Raw genomic sequence first — 20,190 nt, 5'->3', positions numbered from 1 at the left:
GGATCTGAAGGATGTGAACAACCTACGAAAATGGGTTAATTAATGGGGAATTTAGCTAATAATTGCTCACGGGACAACTGAGATAAGTTGAGAAATAAATCAGTTCTTTCTGTGAGAGAAAGTTCCATAATAGAAGTAACAACAGCTAATAATTCCTCATCTAAATTACCAAAACGTGCTGTTAGTAAACTTCCTACTATTAACCGCAATTCTTCTTGTCTTCCCGTTTGTAGTCCCGTTTGTATTCCCGTTTGTATTCCTTCTTCTCGCCATTCCTCGCGTTGTTTGAGATATGCTGGTGATAAAGTCATAATCAACTCCCTATCTTCATCGTTGATATTAGTGTTAATCTCTATATTTTTACGCCAAGATGCTAAAATTTCCAGTAGATAATTACACTGGTTTTCTGTGGAAACTGTGATCAGTTCTTGTACTGCTTGTTTTTGGGTTTCCCCATTACCTAACACCCTTAACCATAGTGTATCCTGATTTTTGGGTAATTGGTTAATTGCTACAATTGCGGTTTTATGCGATTCTCCTAGAAAATAAACTCCTGTTTCCCAATTATCTTTGAGTGTAGCTCTAAATCCATCTAGTTTATTTTTTGAGCAGGTTGGTGTTAAAATCCATAAAACAGGGAACTCGGTTTCCATTAGCCGCCGATTTTCTCTTTTTGCTTGTCGAAACAATTCTTCATGAAGGCTGTATAATTTTGACATACAACTTCTAATTGTCATTTCATTGGGAGGATTACGAAAAGGTTCAAATAGACAGCTTGTAACTGCCATTTTTGCTAATAATCCTAAATCGGAAGTTACAGGTTTTGATTGATTGGGAACAAACCAAATATCTATTTCTCTAACTTCGCTTTTTACGTCTTTACCAATATCTACTTGACCTAAAGGTTTTAATAATTCCTCTAGATATTCTTTCGCAAATTGGTCATGAGCTTCTCTCGTCATACAAAATCCATAATTAATAATAGTGTTTTCATGATGTCTGAATATACTTTAGTTGTCAGAATACCACAAGCAGGAAATAAGGAAATTAGTTATTCTATTAATTTGACTACATTGTATGAAAGTTATCCTGAAGATTATTTTCGTCAAGAGAATCATCGTTCTCTGATTAGTCAAACTATTGAACAACAATCAGCTAGAATGTTAACTTCAGAAAATTTAACTGCGATAATTTCTAATTGGATTGCAGATATTAAAGTTGGTCGTCATCGTACTATTGTAACGTTAGATTTACCTCTTGATGCTTCTATTCATATTCAACCTGTAATTCCCATTAATAATCCTGTTTCTGTTAATAATGTAAATAATCCTATTGTTGCTCCTGCTAAAAAACCTCTTCGTCCAGCAGTAACTCCAACTTCCGAAATAAAAACTGTAAATAACTCTACCAATAAAGTTGAAAATCCTGCTAATAATAACACAGAAAAAACACCAGAACCAGTTACAGATATTCGTGCTGATACTAACAAAGCTGATTTTTAAGGACGTTAAAAAATATGAAGCCGGAATTACCTTATGATAAATGTCAGCAAGAATTACAGGATTTATTAAAATCTCGTTATCCGTTAATTTTTTTGAGATCATCAGAAGAAAATCGCGCTATTCGTTGTACCATAGATGCTCATTTAGCAATTTTGAATAATGCAGATATTCAAGATGGAGAATTAGCACAATGGAATAGCACAGACGGTTTTAAACAAAGATTAGAAACTGCTGGTTCTGCAAATCAAGCACAATGGCAAAGATTGGGTAATGCTATTGATATAAATGGTAATCCAATTTTACAATCTTTAGATATTCTCCAACATCGTTTACAAGATCAAGTTAGTAAAAATCTGCAAAGACAACATACTTTTTTATTGCCAGATTGGTCTGTTTTATTGCGTCCTGATGATCATTTAATAGCTCGAAAATTGAAAGAATTAATATTACTAATAGACCAGAAAAGACCTTTGGTAAGAATGTCTTTAATTATTATTGGTTCAGATTGGACTATTCCGACTATTTTGCGAAATATGGTACATATTATAGATTTACCTTTACCTGTAGAAGCAGAACTTTATGAAGATGTTTTTAGTGTGGCTGTAGAAAAATATGGGTTAACAGAAGCAGATGCTGGGAGATTAGCAGAACAAGCTCAAGGAATGCCTTTACAAGCGGCAATTCAAGCTGCTAAATTATCAACATCTCGGAATTTGTGGACAGATCCAGAAGCGGCTGGACAGTTATTATTAGAAGCCAAAAAACAGGAACTTAGAAAAACTGGAGTTTTAGAATATTATGCTCCCTCTGGTCAAGGTTTGAGAGATGTGGGAGGATTAACTAAAGTTAAAGAATGGATATATAGTCGTGAGTGTTGGTTTGCTCAAGATGGCCAACCAGAATTACGTCCTCGGGCTATTTTACTCGAAGGTTTCCCTGGTTGTGGAAAAACTTTTATTGCCAGAGCGATCGCTCAAGAATGGCACGTACCGCAGATTAATTTTGAAATTGCTCGGTTACAATCTCGCTGGGTAGGAGAATCGGAAAGTAACACTTTTCAAGCACTCAGAGCCATCGAAGCCTCAGCCCCCAATATCCTATTTATGGATGAAATTGAAAAGGCTTTTGCCGGTGTGGGAGGTGATAGTTCAGGAGTTAGTACCAGACAATTTGGCACATTTTTATCTTGGCTAAATGATCACGAATATCCGATTTTTTTCATCGCCACTTCTAATGATAGGGAAAAATTACCACCGGAATTATTTCGTGCAGGCCGTTTTGATGAGATATTTATAGTTATGCCTCCTAATACTGAAGAAAGATATCAAATTTTGCAAAAACGCACTACCGCTTATAAATTACCACCAACTCCTTCTTCCATTTTAGAATATCTTGTAGAGAAAACCGCCGGTTATTCAGGTGCAGAATTAGATAAATTAGTCAGAGAAGCTATTTATTTAGCTGAATATGGACACTTACCAACAAAGATTCATTGGGAAAATGCGTTATTACAAATTAGTCCCCAATATCGGACTTCTAATATGCAGCAACTGTTGCGAAAATATTTAAAATTAATAGAAGGTGGCGGTGGTAAACCTGCATCAGAATTAGAAATAGGTTTTTTAGAAAATCTTATTCTTGGATCTTAGTTAACTTCAATTTTTTCTACTGTAAACTGGTGGTTGTCATCAAGTTTTCTGTAATTACCCTTTCTAAAGGTTTGTCCCAACTATCAACCGGTAATTGAGATAAATAAGCAAAATCAAACACCACTCCTATAGTCGCTTTTGTCTGCCAACCAGGAGAATTTAACAAACGGTCATAATATCCCCCACCATAACCTAAGCGGTATCCTTGGACATCACAACCCACACAGGGAACAATAATTAAATCTACTTCTTCAATCTCAATTATCGGTGCTTCGTGGTGAGGTTCTGTAATCCCATAAGCGCCGATATTAATTGTGTCATCAGGTTGCCAAGAATGCCAAACTAGAGATTTATCAACACAACGGGGAAAACCCCAACGTTTATTAGTGTTAGTATATAGCGAGCTAATATCAGGTTCTTGACGAAAGCTAAAAAAAGCCAGAATTGTATTTGCTTGATTAAATATAACCGAGTTTTGGATATTGGTGGTGAGGCGATCGCTTTTCCCCCGCCATTCTAATAATGTCATAGACTGACGTTTTTGGAGTAAAACCCGTCGCAATTCCTTTTTAGTTAGTTGTGACAATTTTGGATTTTAGATTTTAGATTTCCCTCGTTCCCATACTCTGTATGGGAATGAATTAAGAAGGCTCTGCCTTGTGTGTATGCTAGAGTCAGAAACTCTATGAAGGCATTCCCAGTCGGAGACTGGGAACGAGATGAGGAGATCATCTATGCAGCGTTTTTACGCCACCAATCAATAGTATTTTTCAAACCTTGTCTAAATTCTACTTCAGCAGTGAAGCCAAAAGCCTGTTTTGCCCTTTCCGTGTCCAAACAACGTCGGGGTTGGCCATTGGGTTTGTCGGTTTCCCACACAAGTTCACCCTCATACTCCATCAATTCGCAAATTAAGGTGATTAAGTCTTTAATGGATATCTCGTAACCAGTTCCTAAATTCACGGGTTCAGCATCATTATAAAACTGAGTTCCCATGACTATTCCCCGTGCTGCGTCTGTAGAATACAAAAATTCACGGGTAGGAGAACCATCACCCCACACAGGAAGTTGTTTTTCTCCCCTGGTTTGGGCTTCTTCCACTTTGCGAATTAAAGCGGGAATTACATGAGAACTGCTAGGGTTGAAATTATCTTCAGGTCCATACAAGTTCACTGGTAACAGGTAAATACCATTAAACCCATACTGCTGACGATAAGATTGCAGTTGGACTAAGAGAGCTTTTTTTGCCACTCCATAGGGGGCGTTAGTCTCTTCTGGATAACCATTCCAGATGTCATCTTCTTTAAATGGTACAGGGGTAAACTTAGGATAGGCGCAAATAGTTCCTACACAGACAAACTTTTCTATCCCTTGTTGATAAGCTGCATGGATTAACTGAGTTCCCATGATCAAGTTATCGTAAAATAACTCCCCGGGTTTTTCTCGATTTAGACCAATACCACCAACATGGGCAGCTAGGTGAATGATAATATCCTGTTGATCTGCTGCCCGTTGGCAATTTTCCCATACTCGTAGATCACAATCGTGCGATCGCGTTACAGTAATTTTCTCACTGTTAGCGCCATGCTGACATAATTGATCTATCACCTGACGGCCGAGAAAACCCGCCCCACCAGTGACAAGAATCCGTTTATTTGCTAAATCTAAGGCTGTCATATTATTATCCTTGATCTGAATTAAAAGTGCAGAGATCCTAATTCTTGACGGGTAGTAGCAATATCTTGAGGGTATTTTGCACCATTACCATTAGGGGAAGTACAACCCACAGCTTGTAAATCAGCTTCTACCATGAGCGCAACCAGTTCTTTAAATGTTACTGATGGTTTCCAGCCTAATTTTTGCTGTGCCTTAGTCGGATCACCAATTAATAAATCTACTTCTGCAGGACGCAGATAACGTTGATCAAACTCTACGTATTTCTGCCAATCGAGATTAACATAACTAAATGCTAACTCCAGAAACTCCTTCACTGAATGGGTTTCACCAGTTGCCACCACATAATCATCTGGCTGCTCTTGTTGCAACATCAACCACATTGCTTTTACGTAATCTTTGGCATAACCCCAATCTCTCTTGGAATCCAAATTACCCATGAAGATATTTTTTTGTTTACCAGCAACAATGCGGGCTATGGCTCTAGTAATTTTGCGGGTAACAAATGTTTCGCCCCTTCTGGGAGATTCATGATTAAAAAGAATACCGTTACAAGCAAATAAATTGTAAGATTCGCGGTAATTGATGGTTTGCCAGTGGGCGTACACCTTAGCACAAGCGTAGGGACTGCGGGGATAAAAGGGTGTGGTTTCACTTTGGGGAACTGCTTGCACCAAACCATACATTTCCGAAGAACCAGCTTGATAGAAACGGACTTCAATCCCAGTGCGGTGCTGATAATCGCGGATTGCTTCCAATAAACGTAATGTCCCCATACCTACAGCATCTACTGTATATTCAGGTGAATCAAAGCTGACCCGGACGTGGGATTGAGCGCCTAAATTATAAATTTCTGTAGGTTTGACTTCTTCTAAAATCCGCCGCAGTGTTGTTCCGTCTGTCAAATCACCATAGTGGAGAAATAGCCTTGCGTCCTCGTTATGAGGATCTTCATACATGTGATCAATTCTGTCTGTGTTAAAGGTGGAAGTACGGCGAATAATCCCGTGGACTTCATAACCTTGTTCTAGTAAAAGTTCAGTTAAATAAGAACCATCTTGACCAGTAATACCAGTAATTAAAGCCCGTTTTCTTTGTGTCATAAGACCTCGCTGTAAGTAGGAAATTCAGTGTCTTCAGACCTGAGATGGAAACGATTCGTGCGGTTTTAACCGCCTTGAATTGAATATTTCTTTTCTTCATTACCGCCTTGGAGTTGAGAAATTCGGGGTACTTTTGTGATGTACTTTCAACGGGACAATTACCGATTCAAATTTTCCAACTCTGTACGCATAATGTTTTGCTCTCAAGAGCCTCCCATTTCTGGGGTAATGTTAGCTTTGACCAGTTATAAGAGCTTGTTAGACTTGCAACACTGTTTCAGTGACCTTAAAACTGTTTAATTGCAAATGACAGAGCGGGGAACTAGCTATGCCTGACGGCACGCTGGCGCGAACGCATTCCAAGGTGTCGTGACTCAAATAACGGCTACCATGAGACTAAGCTCAGGGTGGTCTGGTCAGCACAGCTTGCTTGATTACTCTTGCAAGCTCAGTCCTTTTAGGGCTGGGTTACTGACGCTTGGCGATGCCTTGTTGTTTTTAGATAAAGGTCAGCAAATATTTTTGCTAAAAAACACTTTAACAAATAATTATAGATTTATGTCAATTAATATTTTTGACTTTACAGCAGGTTGAGTAGTTACGAGATACAAAATATAAATTGAAACCTATACACAAACCCAGTTTCATTCCTGACTTCTTCTTTCTCCTAACTTCTCTTTTCTCCTGACTCCTAACTTCTCTTTTCTCCTGACTCCTGACTCCTTCTTCTTGACTCCTGACTCCTCAAAAATAGTTTTTGGGGCATAATGTTGCCCCATAAGAGGGAATTGGTGTACTTACTTAGTAAGCTCCTTTATTTTTGGGCATAATGACAACATTAACTGTTTTCAGGATGATCCACAAATCAAGCCAAAAATTCCTAAAATTGACATAATGGAGGTCTATTTGCACCCGGCGAGGATATGGAATATCATTACGCCCGGATACTTGCCACAAACCAGTAATTCCAGGACGAATCGTTAAAACATGATTGATATAATCACCATATTTGATTAATTCTTCCGCGACTAAAGGTCTTGGACCAACTACACTCATATCTCCTTTGAGAACATTCCAAAATTGGGGAAATTCATCTAAGCTGGTAATTCGCAAAAAGTGACCAATTTTAGTGATTCTTGGGTCTGTTTTCAGCTTAAAATTGTCTTCAAATTCTGCTCGGAGGTTAGGTGATGTAGCCATCATTTCGACGAGAATTTCGTCAGCATTGTTGACCATGGTGCGAAACTTAATGCAATTGAAGCTGCGGTAGTTTTTGCCCACCCGTTCTTGAACATAAAAGATCGGACCCTTTGAGCTTATGGCTATCAATAAAGCCAATATCATGTAAATGGGAGAAAACAAAATCAAGACCGACAATGAAAAAACTATATCAAACAGTCGTTTAAAAAACTCTCCGTATAAACCCTGAAAAGATAAACTTCTGGATTTCACCTTTGGCTGTTTAACTTTTTGACCACGTTTTGATAAAACAGTCACAGATGTACTGTTATCCTTCCGCGGGTATCGCTTGCCGGAGAGGAGTGAACTCTGGGCAGTCATCATACTCCTTTATAATCCACACCACACATAGTCCCAATCTTAAAGCTAAAAGGCAGTAATTTTGAGGAAAAATTTGCACTCTTCTGAGAAAATAAATACAAAAGGCCGATGTTTACTTTCCGTAAACTCCTTTTTCACGACATTCATTCACAAAACTGAGATAACGTTCTGCAAAAACCTGGCGAGAAAATTGATTAGCGTGTGTTTGTATATACTCATAATTGTATAAATGCTCATGATCTACAAATTTTTCTACGGCATCTACTATAGCTCCTACTGTTTGGATTTTAAATAATATACCAGTTCCTGTATCAGGATGTGTCTGAATATCTCTCACTGTTTCCAATGCACCACCTGCACGGTATGCAATTACGGGAGTTCCACAGGCTTGGGCTTCAACTAGGGCAATGCCAAAGTCTTCGCAAGCTGCATAAACAAAGGCTTTGGCACGGGACATATAATTTTTGACGATATGATCGGGTTGCCATCCTAAGATTTGAATATGTGGTTGAGCTATTTCCCGTAATTTGTTCATTTGAGGACCAGTGCCAATAATAACCAAGGGTTTTTTGAGGCTATTAAAAGCCTGAACAATTAAGGAAACTTGTTTATAACTTACTAGTCGGGAAACTATCAAGTAAAAATCTTCTTTTTCTGGAGAAAATAAACATTCATCTAGGTTAACCGGTGGATAGATGACGGTTGCTTCTCGACGATAGCAACGCCAAATCCGTCTGGCTGTGTGTTGGGAGTTGGCAATGAAGTAATCCACCCGATTAGCACTGATTACGTCCCATTGCCGCAAATTATGGAGGATTTGGCGGGTGATCCAGCCGATTGCTCCTTGCCCTAGTTTGCTTTGGTTGAGATAATCAAAGGTTAAATCCCACGCGTAGCGCATGGGGCTATGGCTATAGCAGATATGCAATTGGTTAGGGGTGGTTAAGACTCCTTTAGCTACAGCATGAGATGAAGATAAAATAACTTCATATTGTCGCAAATCCAATTGCTCAATGGCCAAGGGTAATAGGGGTAAATATTTTTGGACTCCTTGACGGGCTTGGGGAAATTTCTGTAAAAACGTTGTGCCAATTTGACGTTTATACAGGTAACTTTCTGGATTGCTGGATTCAAAATCAATCAGGGCGTATAAATCAGCGTCAATGTGATTTAATATTTCCTGGACTACGAGTTCTGAACCTCCTGTGGCTTGAGGGGTTAACCACTCATGAACTAAGGCATATTCTAAGGACACGGTTAAGTTGAATGGGTGGAAGGTAAGTAGGTGAGCATTAAAAATTGTCGTTCGGAGAAGGCAGGGGGAAAGAGTTTGATCTCTCTAGATTGAATAGAAGATATAATCCTACCAAAAGATGTTCCTCTAGTGATACTACAACCTGATAACCTCTACAGATAGCGGTAATTTTTATTCAGGAATTAGAAAGTTATGCGGATTCTGGTTATCGGTGGAACTCGGTTTATTGGGGTGTATTTGACTCAACTGCTGATTAAGGATGGACATGAGGTGGTTTTGTTCAATCGTGGTAATCATGCTGCACCTGCGGGGGTAGGACAAATTATAGGCGATCGCACTCACTCAACTCAACTTCAAGAAAAGTTAGCACCAGAAAGTTTTGATGTCGTTTTTGACAATAATGGTAGGGAACTCACGGATACACAACCTCTGGCAGAAATTTTTCAAGGACGGGTCAAACATTTTGTTTATATGAGTTCTGCGGGTGTTTACCTCAAATCTGACCAAATGCCCCATTTAGAAGGGGATGCTGTTGATCCTAAGAGTCGTCACCAGGGTAAACATGAAACGGAAGCTTACCTCAAGCAGTTGGGAATCCCCTTTACTTCTATTCGTCCTACTTATATCTACGGACCGCAAAATTATAATCCTTTGGAAAGTTGGTTTTTTGATAGAATTGTACGCGATCGCCCGATTTGTATTCCTGGGAATGGAATGCACATCACTCAGCTTGGCCATGTCTGGGATTTAGCTCAAGCGATGACCCAGATAATTGGGAATGATCAAGCAATTGGGCAGATTTATAATATTTCGGGCGATCGCTTTGTCACTTTCGATGGGTTAGCGCGTGCTTGTGCTGTGGCTGCTGGTAAATCTGCCGATGATGTAAAAATCGTCCATTATGATCCGAAAAAGTTTGATTTCGGTAAACGGAAAGCTTTTCCGATGCGGGTACAGCATTTCTTTGCATCAGTGAATAAAGCACAAATAGAATTAAATTGGCAACCTAAATATGATTTGATTTCTGGTTTGCAAAATTCTTTAGTAAATGATTATTTAATCAATGGACAAGATAAATTAGAAGTTGATTTTTCTGTAGATGATGAGATTTTGAAAGCTGGGTAATTTCTGGCAATTGCCGGGGTTTAGCATTGCTCATTGGTGAGGCAAGAGGCAAGAGGGTTTGGGCGATTTTACTTTTCTTTACACAGATTGGTTTTATTGTGTTCACCTACTTAGATGAAGATTAGAAAAACAAAGAACAAAGAAATTCCCGCTTCCGTCTTGCGTCTTGCCTGTTTTCGTGGCACCACATAGGAATAGTTTTAAGGTTTTGTGTTATAACCCAGTTGTGAAAATGAACTCAAACGAAAGACTACTCTATGGAACCAGATAAGCTGGCACGATTGAAAGAGTACGGTGAATTTATCCTCCGCAAAATTGACTCAGTTCCCCAGCGCCCTTCCCAGGAGGAAGATTGGGTTCCCACTAGCCTTGATGATTGTCTGCTGCGGCTGCGAGAGGCAGCAGAGAAAACTGTGGAACTGGCCAACTCACCGGTAAAAATTGGCATCATGGGGGAATTTAGCAGCGGTAAAAGTTTGCTGCTAGGAAGTCTCATTGGTTACGCAGACGCTTTACCCGTGAGCGAAAATCCGACAACCGGTAATGTCACAGCTATTCATATTAAACCCCAGGATGGTTTTGCAACTACCCAAGCAAATAATTATACGGTAGAATATTTATCCCATGAAGGGGTAAATGAGTGCTTACACTTCATGCTCAAAGAAGCAAACCGTCGCGCTGCGTCCGCTGGGGTGACACCTTTACAGGTAGCTAAAATTAAAACCGGTAAGGATATCAGTATTTGGTGTGAGGAAGTTTGGAAAAGTTCCAATAATTTAGAGTTGCGTTATTTGGTGCGGGAGTTAGTGTTATTTTTGCGGGCTTATCAGGCTTATGGTGAGGCTTTATGCGGTCGTCTTTACCCAATTGATGGGATTACAGCCCGTGAAGGTTTACAACTGGCAGAAATGCCCATGGCGATTCAATCTCTCAAATTTGAGGATTTACCAGCAGCGAATGTTCGCTTACCAAATGCGCCACAAAGGTTAGGAACGCAATTATTACAAACCAGTTTTCCCTTAATTCGTCGTGTTGATATTGATGTGAAAATATCACGAGAAATTTGGGATGTTACAGGTGCAGAAGAATTTGTCCTTTTAGATTTTCCCGGCTTGGGTGCAGCTAATTCTGGAACTAGAGATACATTTTTATCCTTGCGAGAATTGGCACAGGTACAGACAATTTTAGTCTTACTTAATGGTAAATCACCGGGGAGCGATCGCGCCAATAAAATCTTCACAATGATGCAGCAACAGCGTCCAGGACAAGACCTCAAGGATTTAATTCTTGTCGGTGTGGGACGTTTTGATCAACTGCCTTTAGAAAGTGAAGGAGGAGAAAGGGAACTAGATTTATTAATTGCTAATCAATCTGATTCTCAACCGTTACAAACAAATGCAGTTTTCCAAAAATTGAAAGTTCTCAAAACCATTATTGATGGGGCGGAAGCATTTACTTCTCAAAAAGATAGAATTGTCTTATTATCGCCACTATTAGGATTGTCTGAATTTGCCAAACGTTCTAGTCAAATTAAAGCAGGTTCTGAGGAATTTCTTGCCAATTTAGATTATCCTGATTATCTGGAAAGACCGAAAAAATTACAACAGAAATGGGGTGATTTAAGTGAAGCTTTATTAGCAGCAGATGGGAGGAGTCAATTAGGAAGACAATTAGGTTATTTTGCTCAAGATGGTGGGATTAGTAAATTAAGAGAATTGATTCAAACTCATGTTGCTAATCATGGCTTAAAGCAATTGTATGAAGATACTCGTCGGGCTGCTGATGTGATTCGTCAACAACAAGAATATCTCAAAGAAATTATTGCCGAAATCCATGAACAAGGCATACCCACAGTTGATACTCCAGCTTTACTAGAATTAAGATCAGCCATAGAAAGTTTAGATAGAACCTACAGAAACTTTCAGAAAGATTTAGGTAAAGAACAACTTAAAGATAGAAGAGGAATTGTAGTTAGTGATGTCATTAAAGATGAACTAACTTTGAAAATTTTGAATTGGAGTCAATGGACATTATTATTTAATAAAATTCAAAATGGCACAATTACCTTAGCGGAATTTAAAGGTGCAGCGGGGAAATTATTTGATAGAGGAAATCGGGTAAATACCTCCATACCAACCAAGAGTGATGACTTTTATCCGGCTTTTGAAAAAACAGTGAAAGAACTGGAAAATTTTGCAAGCGATCGCATTCATCAAGCTGTGGTAGACTTATTAAGCTCATTGGCACATCAAATTACCTTAGAACGGGAAAAACTGCAAACCATTCTTATCCCAGAAATGGAACAAGAAATTGAATCAAAATTTGGACTTGAAGAAGCAGATTTATTTTATAAACTCTTACTAGGATCTGATCCTCGTCAATGGAAAGAAGCCATTATTGCCGAAATCAATAACCATGATCAAAGTATCAAACCAGAAAGTATTTTTCCCCTAGCCAGACAAGATGAAAAACACAGTGTAGGACAAATTTTTGATTGGTCACCAGAGAGAAATCAAAACACATCAAGAAGCGCAAATCATCAACTTTTCGTTTTACGACTGCGAGATGAAATTACCGCTAGTGCTAGTCTTCACCTCGTGCAATATGTGAGTGAAAGTAATCAGCAAGTAAATATAGAAATCAACGGAATTTTAGATCAAATTATTCCCAGCTTGCAAAACCTGGCCAAAAAAGAAGCACTACTAAGATATATTGCTGCAAGAGATTCACAAACCGAATTAGCCATTCCAGCTTGGTTAGAAATCTTAACCGATATTGCCACAATTAATGAAGAAGAATTATTTACCTGCATTTAATTGGTACTACTTTTATTCTTCATTCTTCTTCCTTCTTCCTTCTTCCTTCGTGTTCTTCGTCCCTTCGTGGTTCATTTAATCCATATTCTTTTATTAAGAAAAGAGTAAACCTTTAGTTATCAAATAAATTTAGGGAAATGCACTATCAATGAAATATTAACAAACAAAAAAGGAACATCAAAAATGCCTGTGGAAATTCAGCTTCTACCTAGCTTTAAATTAGGTGTGAAAGAAAACACACAGTTGCATCTACCCACCATTCAAATTGTCCCTATTAAAAGCAACATACCGTACATTTCTCGAATTACCTGCATAGTTAGAGGTACACCAAATGAATTAGCAGCACAAATTCAAAAAAGTTATAGACAACTTCACACAGCCACACCCAAACAAATTTATAATATTTCTCAATTAGGACAAGATCCCTGTCAGTTAGATGCACCTTTAATCACAATAGTTGATTGTACCTTAAAGGTGATTGTCGAATATTTTGATTCTGACGCTGGGGGAAAACCAAATTTGTCCATATCTAATCATGTATGTGCTGAATGTGATCTTTGGTTTATACCCAATTTACAAAAATCATCAAGTTCATCTACAAAAAATCATCTACCCATGAATACTTCACAATTTGATCACTATTTGAATAATTTAAGTCAACAACTCAGTGAAAAACTCAACGAAAAACAAAGAAAAAGATTTCCTGGTTGGTTAGCGTTAGATTTTGGTACTTCCAACTCCACAGTGACACTTTTTGACCCCATAGAAGTCCCCATTGCCGAAGTTTTACCCAGAGAACAAGAACTGAGATTAAGAGAACGGATGGCGGAATGGTTCAATTCCTCCCCAGATTTAGCCTTACCAGATGTTAGTAGTGGTGAGTGGGAAAAATTTCTAGTTGACATTAGCAAAAACTTAGCAATAGAATCAGATCAATTAAGTGAAATTTTTGAAAGTGATAACAAAGAATTATTTTTAGAAGCAATTCGCCAAATTGAATTATGTTTAGGAACAAGTGATAGATTTCGGCGGGCTGTTAGCAAGAAACTTTATGCTATATATCACGAAGTTTTCCGCGTTCCCACATTAGAATCACAAAATTTAATTCCCGTAATTTTAGATATTGATAGACGCAGTACAGAAATTCCCAGTGAAATGGAAGTATCGCAATTAATTCCCTTAAAACTACGCATGGGTAGAGACGCAAGAGATAATAGAAAAAAAGCCATAGCCCAAGGAACAACTGTTTCAGTTAAAGAAATTATTAGCAGATTTCATCACTCACCCAAACGCTATTTTGGACAAGATCGATCTTTCCCAATTATCTTAGAAGAAGATGAAGAAAATATTCAAGTTAATCGCCTCATTCAAGCAGCTTGGGCGCAATTAATTGAACTAACAGAAGATTATCGGCAACGGGCTAGACGGAGATTTTCAGAAGGCGATTTTTTAACAGCAGTTGTTACCTATCCCACCGTTGCCCCTCCCGTAGTTCGCAAAGAAATCAAAAAACTGGTACAAGAATTAGGCATTGATGATGTGCAAACAGCCTATGACGAAGCTGTTTCTGTAGCTATCTTTTTCCTGTGGCGAGAATTTGGCGGAAATCTGAATATTGGGATTGAATCTTTTAAAACTCGCTGTCGTCAAAATGGGAATAAATGGTCACAAAATGTCCTGGTTTTAGATATTGGTGGGGGTACAACAGACTTAGCTTTAATTGAACTTACTCTAGAAGATAAAACTCCCTTCTTTGCAGATCATGAAGATAGAGGTTTAGGAGGACGTTACTATAAACTTACTCCCAAATTATTAGGTTCTTCGGGACATTTACAATTAGGTGGTGAATTAATTACTTTACGAATTTTCCGTTTGTTAAAAGTTGCAATTTCTGATTTTCTGCTGACCGCAGTTACCACAGGTGACATTGAAAGCGATAAATTAGAAGACTTAATTAACTCTGAATTAAATGACCGTTTTTTAGAAGATGGAAAATTTAAAACTGGTAGTTTATTAAAATGTATAGATAAAGAAAATCCCGAAGGTGACGTTGCTTTTAAAGATGCCCTAGATACAGCGGAAAAAGTCTTACCAACTCGTTGGCAACAAGCAACCCAACGCCTACAAACCTTTTACACATTGTGGGATCATGCTGAAGCTGCTAAACTCAAATTAGGGCAAAAACCACCCGCAGATGGTTCTTTATTAACCTTCACTTTAAATGAACAACAAATTGGTGAACTTCTTGCCCAAAGTGCGATTAAATTTCAAGTTAGAAGTTCTGAATCTATTTCTCTAACTTTAGATCATCAGCAATTTGAACGGGCAGCAACTTCTTCAATTAAAGAAGCCATTGGTATTGCAAAAGGCTTAATGGAAAGCCGTCTTAATTCAGAAACAAATCAAAAAGTAGATTGGTTAATTCTGTCTGGAAAAACTTGTAACTTTAATCTTGTTCAACAACAAATTTACGAAGAATTTAGTAAATCGCCTTATTTTGTTTGGAATCCCGAACGAATTACTTTTGTTTTAGAATTTACCAAAATTGCCACTTCCGCAGGTGCTTGTTATGCCGAAAAATTGCGTCGCTTTCGATTTGATCCAGAAGAATCTAAAAATCTGTTACGTAAAGGTGCAAATCAACTAGAAATTGATGTCAAAAACCTGTTTTATTATCTTCCTTGTAACTTCAAACGCAAAACCCAAAGTAACGAACCATTAGCCATTTTTAATGCTGGACAAGAACTATATCAACTTGCACCTTGGGACACTGTTGCTAAAGTGCGGACACCTTGGCAGGGCATCCAATTAACAAATATTATCCATCGTCAAGATTATGAAAATGGCACTTTTCGCCTGTGGGGTAGTTTCGACGGTAAAATATTGATGGATAAATTGGGTATGGAAGAACAGGAATTTCTCAAAAAAATTAAAATCCAATTTGAGATTGACCAAGCTTTACAATTTAGCGTTTTACTATGCCGAGGTAATCCCCATTATTTAATAGATGTGGTTGGCATTGATATTAATTCGGTCATATCTAAATCTACTGAAAATACCTTATTTACTGATGGTAATTTAAAATGGAATATCGCCATAGAAAACCATCAACACAACTTACATGATGGTGATATTGCTGTTAATGTCTTAGAATCTGCCACAGTTGATCAACCTCATGCTTATCATTTAGTATTTGCAGTTGATAATAATGAAAGTAAATCAATGGAAACATTTCATTATTTACAAGATGGTGTCAAACAACCAGGAACAGGATTAATCAGTAAACCTTTGCCATCATTTCCCCAAAGTGGTCAACACACCTTCTATATTTATCAGACTGATAGTGATACAAATACTAAGAAATGGCTACGGATTGGCACACTCAGCAGACCAGATATTATCACAGATTATCCTTGTCAATATCATGTAACTATTGATAATACAGGCATATTAAGAATGCACGCTGGGGCAGTTCCTTATTGGACATCTAATAATCAAGAATGTCTGGAACAAGAAGGATGTGTTTATCGCGCAGAATTGGAATTACAACCTAACGAAGTTGATAAAGAACGTGATCCTTTTTGCGGTATTCATTAATCTTATATCCCCGACTTCTTAAAGAAGTCGGGGATATAAAATCTTCTATTTTCATCCTAACAAAATTATGCAGAATTTACATAAACTACTAAATACAAAAAACTCAGAATTAGCCAAAATATTACGGTTTAATTTATATGGATTAGCCGCAACTTTAACCAAAGCAAATCAAGAATATCCGCTTGATACCGGATTTCAGACATCAGAAGAAATTCTCCAAGAACTTCATCAATTATTAGATCCCCGACTTATTGAAGAAGTTGGGGATCTAAAACAACCTCAGTTAATAAAATTAAAAGATGCTTTTAATGATGATTCAGAATTAAAATCTTATCTTGGTAATTCTTGTATTCAAAGCCAAATTGATGCGGAAATATGGAACGAAATTCATAGAAAACTGTTGCGAGTTCCTGAAGATGTAGCTACATTTTGGCGACATAAGGCCTTAGAATTAGCGCAAGAAGTAGGTGCAGTTGTAGATCATATAAATCTGGAGGAATTACCATTTGTCCGTGATGAAATTATTTATCCAGGGTTAAGTGGTACAGTTAAGGCCAAAGGATTATGTTTATCTCAAACAGCTTTGGTAAATTCAGGAATTGCCCAAACTCATCTTTCTGAAAATTTATATTTAATCGCCGGATTTTTACTTTTATATATTAAGTTTATTGAAATAGATCCAGACTTACATCATGCTTTAAAAAGTGTTTTTAGCTTTGACGTAGTTTCTTTACATTCTAAATTAGAACAACGTCATCAATATATTGACACATTAAGCGATCGCTTTCACCGCCTGCAAAAATCCGAGGAAAATACTGATACTATTTTAAATTTATGTGCCTGGATTGACATGGATGAAGCCATTCATTCCTTAGTATTTATTCCCCCGGCTGAACGTTATTCTTGGTGGGGAAAATTACAAAAAGAATCTCGTCGTCTTCTCAGAAAAGCCGTTGATAAAGCTATGAAAGCAGGTAATGAAGTCCGACTCAAACAGTTATCAGGACTGTATGGTGATGTTTGTGAATTTTCTAAAGATGACTTGCAATTAGACTGTGGTGGTAATCCAGGTGAAGTATTAACTTGTTTGCGAGTCTATACCAAAATTAATCAGCAAGAGTATCCGGGAAGGGTGATATTTCGGACTTTAAGGTAAGAGAATAATTGAAAATCATGACAACCCTCCTTCGTAATTCATTAGACATCTGGTGAAAATGAATGTAGAGACGTTCTATAGAACGTCTCTACAAGGGTTTCAAACCACGCACATTTAATTACCGGAGATGCCTATTCAGTTCTGATGTGTTTTTCCAAAGTGTGTTATTTTCTATCTTGTAATTTTGCTATGAATTTTGACTTGGAAATAGCTCGAATTAAACTACAGTTATTCGGGCATTATGGCTAGATTTAGGTTTTACTCTAATTTCTACATCAATTTCAAAAGCATTGAGAAATCTAAACATTCTTTCTAGAGAAAAACCTGTGAGTCTTCCTCTCATTAAAGCAGAAACTTTTGGTTGATCAATTCCTAATAATTCAGCCGCTTCAGCTTGGGTGATATGACGTGCGGTGATAGCATTACTGATTTTGCGTGCTAGTTCTGCTTTTACTAGCATTTCATCTGGGTTGGGTAAACCTAAATCAGCAAATACATTACCGCTACTAGTTGTTATTTCAATATTTTCTGTCATGATTATTTATTTTTCTCTTACCGATAAACTTGGTTATAATGCTGTTTTGCCCTTTCAAGTCTTGCTTCAATTAAATCAATATCTTGCTTAGGTGTAGCGATACCATATACTATTGTTCAGGAAGATGAGGAAAAATTTTTAATTAAATAACCGTGTTAACCAGTCAGTAAACTTTATAGCAATATCTGTATGAGGACGAAGAGATTGTTTAGTAATTGCCTGTCCCATAGGATATCCTGGTTCATCTTGCCAAGCTAGATATGTGTGAATAATTGCTTTACTAAGATCCAATGATTTAAAAGTTGTTAATTTATTAATTTGTGCTTTAGTAATACATTCTTTCGCAAATTATAAAGATTTAGGTTTTGCTAATTCTGCACAAAAATCCTCTAATTTACCCGAATCTTGATTATTCGGCATCAACCAAAATCCAAGTTTAGGTTCATCTTCAATACCCTTAATTATTGTTCCATGCTTATCAGGAATCTTAGGTAAGTTATAGCTATAATGAGTTAATTTGCCTTTAATGCTTGCCCATCTTCCTTCTAGAGAAGGGCTATCAGCATCAAGCATTACTCCGATTACTTGAGGAGCATTAGAACGGGATATCAAAGCATTCAGACGCTTCAAAACTTCTGTATCTGCACCGCATTCATATATTCCAAAAGTTTCAGGAACTTGGTGAGCAGCACACAAAGCCATAACAACATGACAATCATTTTTACCTTCCAAAAGTAACACTTTATCGGTATCTTGTTTACAAATATCTTTCATACTATTTCTCTTTATCTTGTTTCAACGTCCATTTCAATAGAATCTGCCAATGTTTCAGCAGAATATTCTTTTACTTTAATCAGATTATTTTTAACTTCTAGTCTAAAGAAAGCACCAAGTAAAGGATACTTATTCCATGCACTATCAAAACCATTTACACAATCACGACTATGTGTGGTTGCAAATACTTGAACATTGAGCTTTTCGGAAAAATGAAAAAGAATCTCCCAAACTTTAGGTTGTACTGTCCAATGCAAGCCATTTTCAAATTCATCAATTAACAAAATTCCATCTTTCGCATTCACCAGAGCTACCATGATATGAAATAAACGATTTAAACCATCACCCATACTTTTAAGAGCTAATGGTTCATCTATACCTTCAACTTTTACTAGAGGAATACGATTGTCGCTACTACGGCCTTTACTAATGTCTTCTACAAAAGCAACTCCTGATATCTTAGGTTCAATAAGTTTAAGAGCAGAAATCACCTCTGATTCCAAACTGGTTAAACTTGTCAAATCCCATAGAGCAGCTAATTTTCGGTTGGGCATATTCTCTGTCGAGACAAATTGCCATTTGTATTTTAATTCAGAATCTTGTCGTTCATAAACAACTCTAGAACCACGTCTAATTTCTCTAAAATCCTTATCTAATCTCAAGATTCTTCGAGTTTTTTCGCCTTCTTCTGCTACTAGAATAACTTCAATATTTGATAAGTCTTCATATAGTTGCTCACCAGAAATGCGAATTCTTTTCATTGTCCCTTCATCATCAGATTTAATCTGATATACAGCAATGCCGATGTGAATTTTTGAGGTTGAAGAAATTTCTCCAATAATGATACCTTGTTCTCCTATATCGGGTAATTTATGACTAAAAAATAGATGACGTATGGGATTACTAAGAAAATTTGGAGGATGCTGTTGTGCTTCACTAATCCAAGATCCTTGCCTTGATTCTACAAGCTCAAGTATAGTCATAGGGGAAGCATTACTGGCATAGAGTTCTACTGCTTCGAGAAATGTACTCTTACCAGCATTATTCATACCGACAATAAGGTTAATATTACTTAATTTTTTAACCTCTATTTGATCAAAGATTCTGAAGTTGCGTATTTCAAAAGACTTCAGCATAGAAAATTGACCTAATCCTTTTTCATTAGTTTACAAGAAATTGGAGCATACAGCATCCTTAAAAGGGCAAACATACCCCACAAGAGTAACCTGTCAATTTCAAGGACAAAATGGACAAATTGTCCTAGACCAAATTCGCACAATAGATAAAACTCGATTAGTCAAACTTCTGGGTCAAATTACTACAGAAGAACAAAAAACAGTTCTGGATATCCTAGCTGAAATGTTCGCCGAATAACTCTTCTTCCTCCTCTTCCTTTGCGCCTTTGCTCCTTAGCGACTTTGCGCGAAACAAAAATAAAACAAAG

Annotated in this window: 17 protein-coding genes and 1 pseudogene; 8 read left to right on the top strand and 10 right to left on the bottom strand. The window is 37.4% G+C overall.

Annotated features, from left to right (window positions below; translation table 11 throughout):
* Window positions 1-35 precede the first annotated feature (35 nt).
* Window positions 36-962, bottom strand: coding sequence for a hypothetical protein (locus tag FJR08_RS10130; protein ID WP_168633080.1), 927 nt, complete (start codon window positions 960-962; stop codon window positions 36-38).
* Between the two features lie 30 nt (window positions 963-992).
* Here FJR08_RS10130 and FJR08_RS10125 point away from each other — a divergent pair, with 30 nt between their 5' ends.
* Both FJR08_RS10125 and FJR08_RS10120 read left to right on the top strand, forming a co-directional pair.
* Window positions 993-1,502: a hypothetical protein gene (locus FJR08_RS10125; protein ID WP_217357504.1), complete on the top strand. Its 510-nt coding sequence runs from the start codon at window positions 993-995 to the stop codon at window positions 1,500-1,502.
* A gap of 14 nt (window positions 1,503-1,516) precedes the next feature.
* Complete coding sequence (locus tag FJR08_RS10120; RefSeq protein ID WP_168633078.1) at window positions 1,517-3,151, top strand: AAA family ATPase; 1,635 nt, start codon at window positions 1,517-1,519, stop codon at window positions 3,149-3,151.
* Between the two features lie 16 nt (window positions 3,152-3,167).
* Here the strand turns inward: FJR08_RS10120 and FJR08_RS10115 are convergent, their stop codons facing one another.
* The 3 genes from FJR08_RS10115 to gmd all read right to left on the bottom strand — a co-directional run bounded on the left by FJR08_RS10115 (window position 3,168) and on the right by gmd (window position 5,928).
* Window positions 3,168-3,737, bottom strand: coding sequence for a 5-formyltetrahydrofolate cyclo-ligase (locus FJR08_RS10115; protein WP_168633077.1), 570 nt, complete (start codon window positions 3,735-3,737; stop codon window positions 3,168-3,170).
* Window positions 3,738-3,883: 146 nt separating this feature from the next.
* On the bottom strand, window positions 3,884-4,828 hold the full coding sequence (locus tag FJR08_RS10110) for a GDP-L-fucose synthase (RefSeq protein ID WP_015078771.1): 945 nt from the start codon (window positions 4,826-4,828) through the stop codon (window positions 3,884-3,886).
* 20 nt (window positions 4,829-4,848) lie between these two features.
* Window positions 4,849-5,928: a GDP-mannose 4,6-dehydratase gene (gene gmd / locus FJR08_RS10105; protein ID WP_148763084.1), complete on the bottom strand. Its 1,080-nt coding sequence runs from the start codon at window positions 5,926-5,928 to the stop codon at window positions 4,849-4,851.
* 390 nt (window positions 5,929-6,318) lie between these two features.
* Between gmd and FJR08_RS23210 the strand changes: the two genes are divergently transcribed.
* Window positions 6,319-6,522, top strand: a complete 204-nt coding sequence (locus FJR08_RS23210; RefSeq protein WP_217357503.1) for a hypothetical protein — start codon at window positions 6,319-6,321, stop codon at window positions 6,520-6,522.
* A 50-nt stretch (window positions 6,523-6,572) separates the two neighbouring features.
* Here FJR08_RS23210 and FJR08_RS24005 read toward each other — a convergent pair whose 3' ends face one another.
* The 3 genes from FJR08_RS24005 to FJR08_RS10095 form a co-directional block, all read right to left on the bottom strand.
* The gene (locus FJR08_RS24005) at window positions 6,573-6,707 is read right to left on the bottom strand and encodes a hypothetical protein (RefSeq protein WP_256369718.1); all 135 of its coding nucleotides are present in this window, start codon (window positions 6,705-6,707) and stop codon (window positions 6,573-6,575) included.
* Window positions 6,708-6,729: 22 nt separating this feature from the next.
* The gene (locus FJR08_RS10100; protein ID WP_015078769.1) at window positions 6,730-7,488 is read right to left on the bottom strand and encodes a sugar transferase; all 759 of its coding nucleotides are present in this window, start codon (window positions 7,486-7,488) and stop codon (window positions 6,730-6,732) included.
* A 112-nt stretch (window positions 7,489-7,600) separates the two neighbouring features.
* Complete coding sequence (locus FJR08_RS10095; RefSeq protein ID WP_168633076.1) at window positions 7,601-8,743, bottom strand: glycosyltransferase; 1,143 nt, start codon at window positions 8,741-8,743, stop codon at window positions 7,601-7,603.
* Between the two features lie 192 nt (window positions 8,744-8,935).
* Between FJR08_RS10095 and FJR08_RS10090 the strand changes: the two genes are divergently transcribed.
* From FJR08_RS10090 to FJR08_RS10075, 4 genes are all read left to right on the top strand, one after another.
* Window positions 8,936-9,868, top strand: coding sequence for an NAD-dependent epimerase/dehydratase family protein (locus FJR08_RS10090; protein WP_168633075.1), 933 nt, complete (start codon window positions 8,936-8,938; stop codon window positions 9,866-9,868).
* Between the two features lie 257 nt (window positions 9,869-10,125).
* Window positions 10,126-12,684 (top strand): dynamin family protein, encoded by a 2,559-nt coding sequence (locus FJR08_RS10085; protein ID WP_168633074.1) that lies wholly within the window; start codon window positions 10,126-10,128, stop codon window positions 12,682-12,684.
* A 183-nt stretch (window positions 12,685-12,867) separates the two neighbouring features.
* Window positions 12,868-16,281, top strand: a complete 3,414-nt coding sequence (locus tag FJR08_RS10080; RefSeq protein WP_168633073.1) for a virulence factor SrfB — start codon at window positions 12,868-12,870, stop codon at window positions 16,279-16,281.
* A gap of 67 nt (window positions 16,282-16,348) precedes the next feature.
* Entirely contained in the window at window positions 16,349-17,437 is a 1,089-nt protein-coding gene (locus FJR08_RS10075; protein ID WP_168633072.1) for a hypothetical protein, read from the top strand.
* 217 nt (window positions 17,438-17,654) lie between these two features.
* Here FJR08_RS10075 and FJR08_RS10070 read toward each other — a convergent pair whose 3' ends face one another.
* From FJR08_RS10070 to FJR08_RS10060, 3 genes and pseudogenes are all read right to left on the bottom strand, one after another.
* Complete coding sequence (locus FJR08_RS10070) at window positions 17,655-17,972, bottom strand: helix-turn-helix domain-containing protein (protein WP_015078763.1); 318 nt, start codon at window positions 17,970-17,972, stop codon at window positions 17,655-17,657.
* A 138-nt stretch (window positions 17,973-18,110) separates the two neighbouring features.
* Window positions 18,111-18,746: pseudogene (locus FJR08_RS10065) on the bottom strand (DUF3226 domain-containing protein).
* A gap of 11 nt (window positions 18,747-18,757) precedes the next feature.
* Window positions 18,758-19,882, bottom strand: coding sequence for an ATP/GTP-binding protein (locus tag FJR08_RS10060; RefSeq protein WP_015078761.1), 1,125 nt, complete (start codon window positions 19,880-19,882; stop codon window positions 18,758-18,760).
* Between the two features lie 40 nt (window positions 19,883-19,922).
* Between FJR08_RS10060 and FJR08_RS10055 the strand changes: the two genes are divergently transcribed.
* Window positions 19,923-20,120 carry a type II toxin-antitoxin system PemK/MazF family toxin gene (locus FJR08_RS10055; protein ID WP_083881423.1) on the top strand — a complete coding sequence of 66 codons (198 nt, stop codon included), beginning with the start codon at window positions 19,923-19,925 and terminating at the stop codon, window positions 20,118-20,120.
* The last annotated feature ends 70 nt before the right edge of the window (window positions 20,121-20,190 follow it).

The sequence above is a fragment of the Dolichospermum sp. UHCC 0260 genome, from assembly GCF_009711985.1.
GTDB classification, from domain to species: Bacteria; Cyanobacteriota; Cyanobacteriia; order Cyanobacteriales; family Nostocaceae; genus Dolichospermum; species Dolichospermum lemmermannii.
This window is presented reverse-complemented; position numbering and strand designations above follow the sequence as displayed.

What these genes read in the sequence shown, in the direction of transcription:
- FJR08_RS24005 (WP_256369718.1), bottom strand. Translation starts at nt 6,707, where the DNA reads ATGGGGCAACATTATGCCCCAAAAACTATTTTTGAGGAGTCAGGAGTC.
- FJR08_RS10080 (WP_168633073.1), top strand. Translation starts at nt 12,868, where the DNA reads ATGCCTGTGGAAATTCAGCTTCTACCTAGCTTTAAATTAGGTGTGAAA.
- FJR08_RS10125 (WP_217357504.1), top strand. Translation starts at nt 993, where the DNA reads ATGATGTCTGAATATACTTTAGTTGTCAGAATACCACAAGCAGGAAAT.
- FJR08_RS10090 (WP_168633075.1), top strand. Translation starts at nt 8,936, where the DNA reads ATGCGGATTCTGGTTATCGGTGGAACTCGGTTTATTGGGGTGTATTTG.
- FJR08_RS10100 (WP_015078769.1), bottom strand. Translation starts at nt 7,488, where the DNA reads ATGACTGCCCAGAGTTCACTCCTCTCCGGCAAGCGATACCCGCGGAAG.
- FJR08_RS10110 (WP_015078771.1), bottom strand. Translation starts at nt 4,828, where the DNA reads ATGACAGCCTTAGATTTAGCAAATAAACGGATTCTTGTCACTGGTGGG.
- FJR08_RS10070 (WP_015078763.1), bottom strand. Translation starts at nt 17,972, where the DNA reads ATGACAGAAAATATTGAAATAACAACTAGTAGCGGTAATGTATTTGCT.
- FJR08_RS10075 (WP_168633072.1), top strand. Translation starts at nt 16,349, where the DNA reads ATGCAGAATTTACATAAACTACTAAATACAAAAAACTCAGAATTAGCC.
- FJR08_RS10085 (WP_168633074.1), top strand. Translation starts at nt 10,126, where the DNA reads ATGGAACCAGATAAGCTGGCACGATTGAAAGAGTACGGTGAATTTATC.
- gmd (WP_148763084.1), bottom strand. Translation starts at nt 5,928, where the DNA reads ATGACACAAAGAAAACGGGCTTTAATTACTGGTATTACTGGTCAAGAT.
- FJR08_RS10120 (WP_168633078.1), top strand. Translation starts at nt 1,517, where the DNA reads ATGAAGCCGGAATTACCTTATGATAAATGTCAGCAAGAATTACAGGAT.
- FJR08_RS10060 (WP_015078761.1), bottom strand. Translation starts at nt 19,882, where the DNA reads ATGCTGAAGTCTTTTGAAATACGCAACTTCAGAATCTTTGATCAAATA.
- FJR08_RS23210 (WP_217357503.1), top strand. Translation starts at nt 6,319, where the DNA reads ATGAGACTAAGCTCAGGGTGGTCTGGTCAGCACAGCTTGCTTGATTAC.
- FJR08_RS10130 (WP_168633080.1), bottom strand. Translation starts at nt 962, where the DNA reads ATGACGAGAGAAGCTCATGACCAATTTGCGAAAGAATATCTAGAGGAA.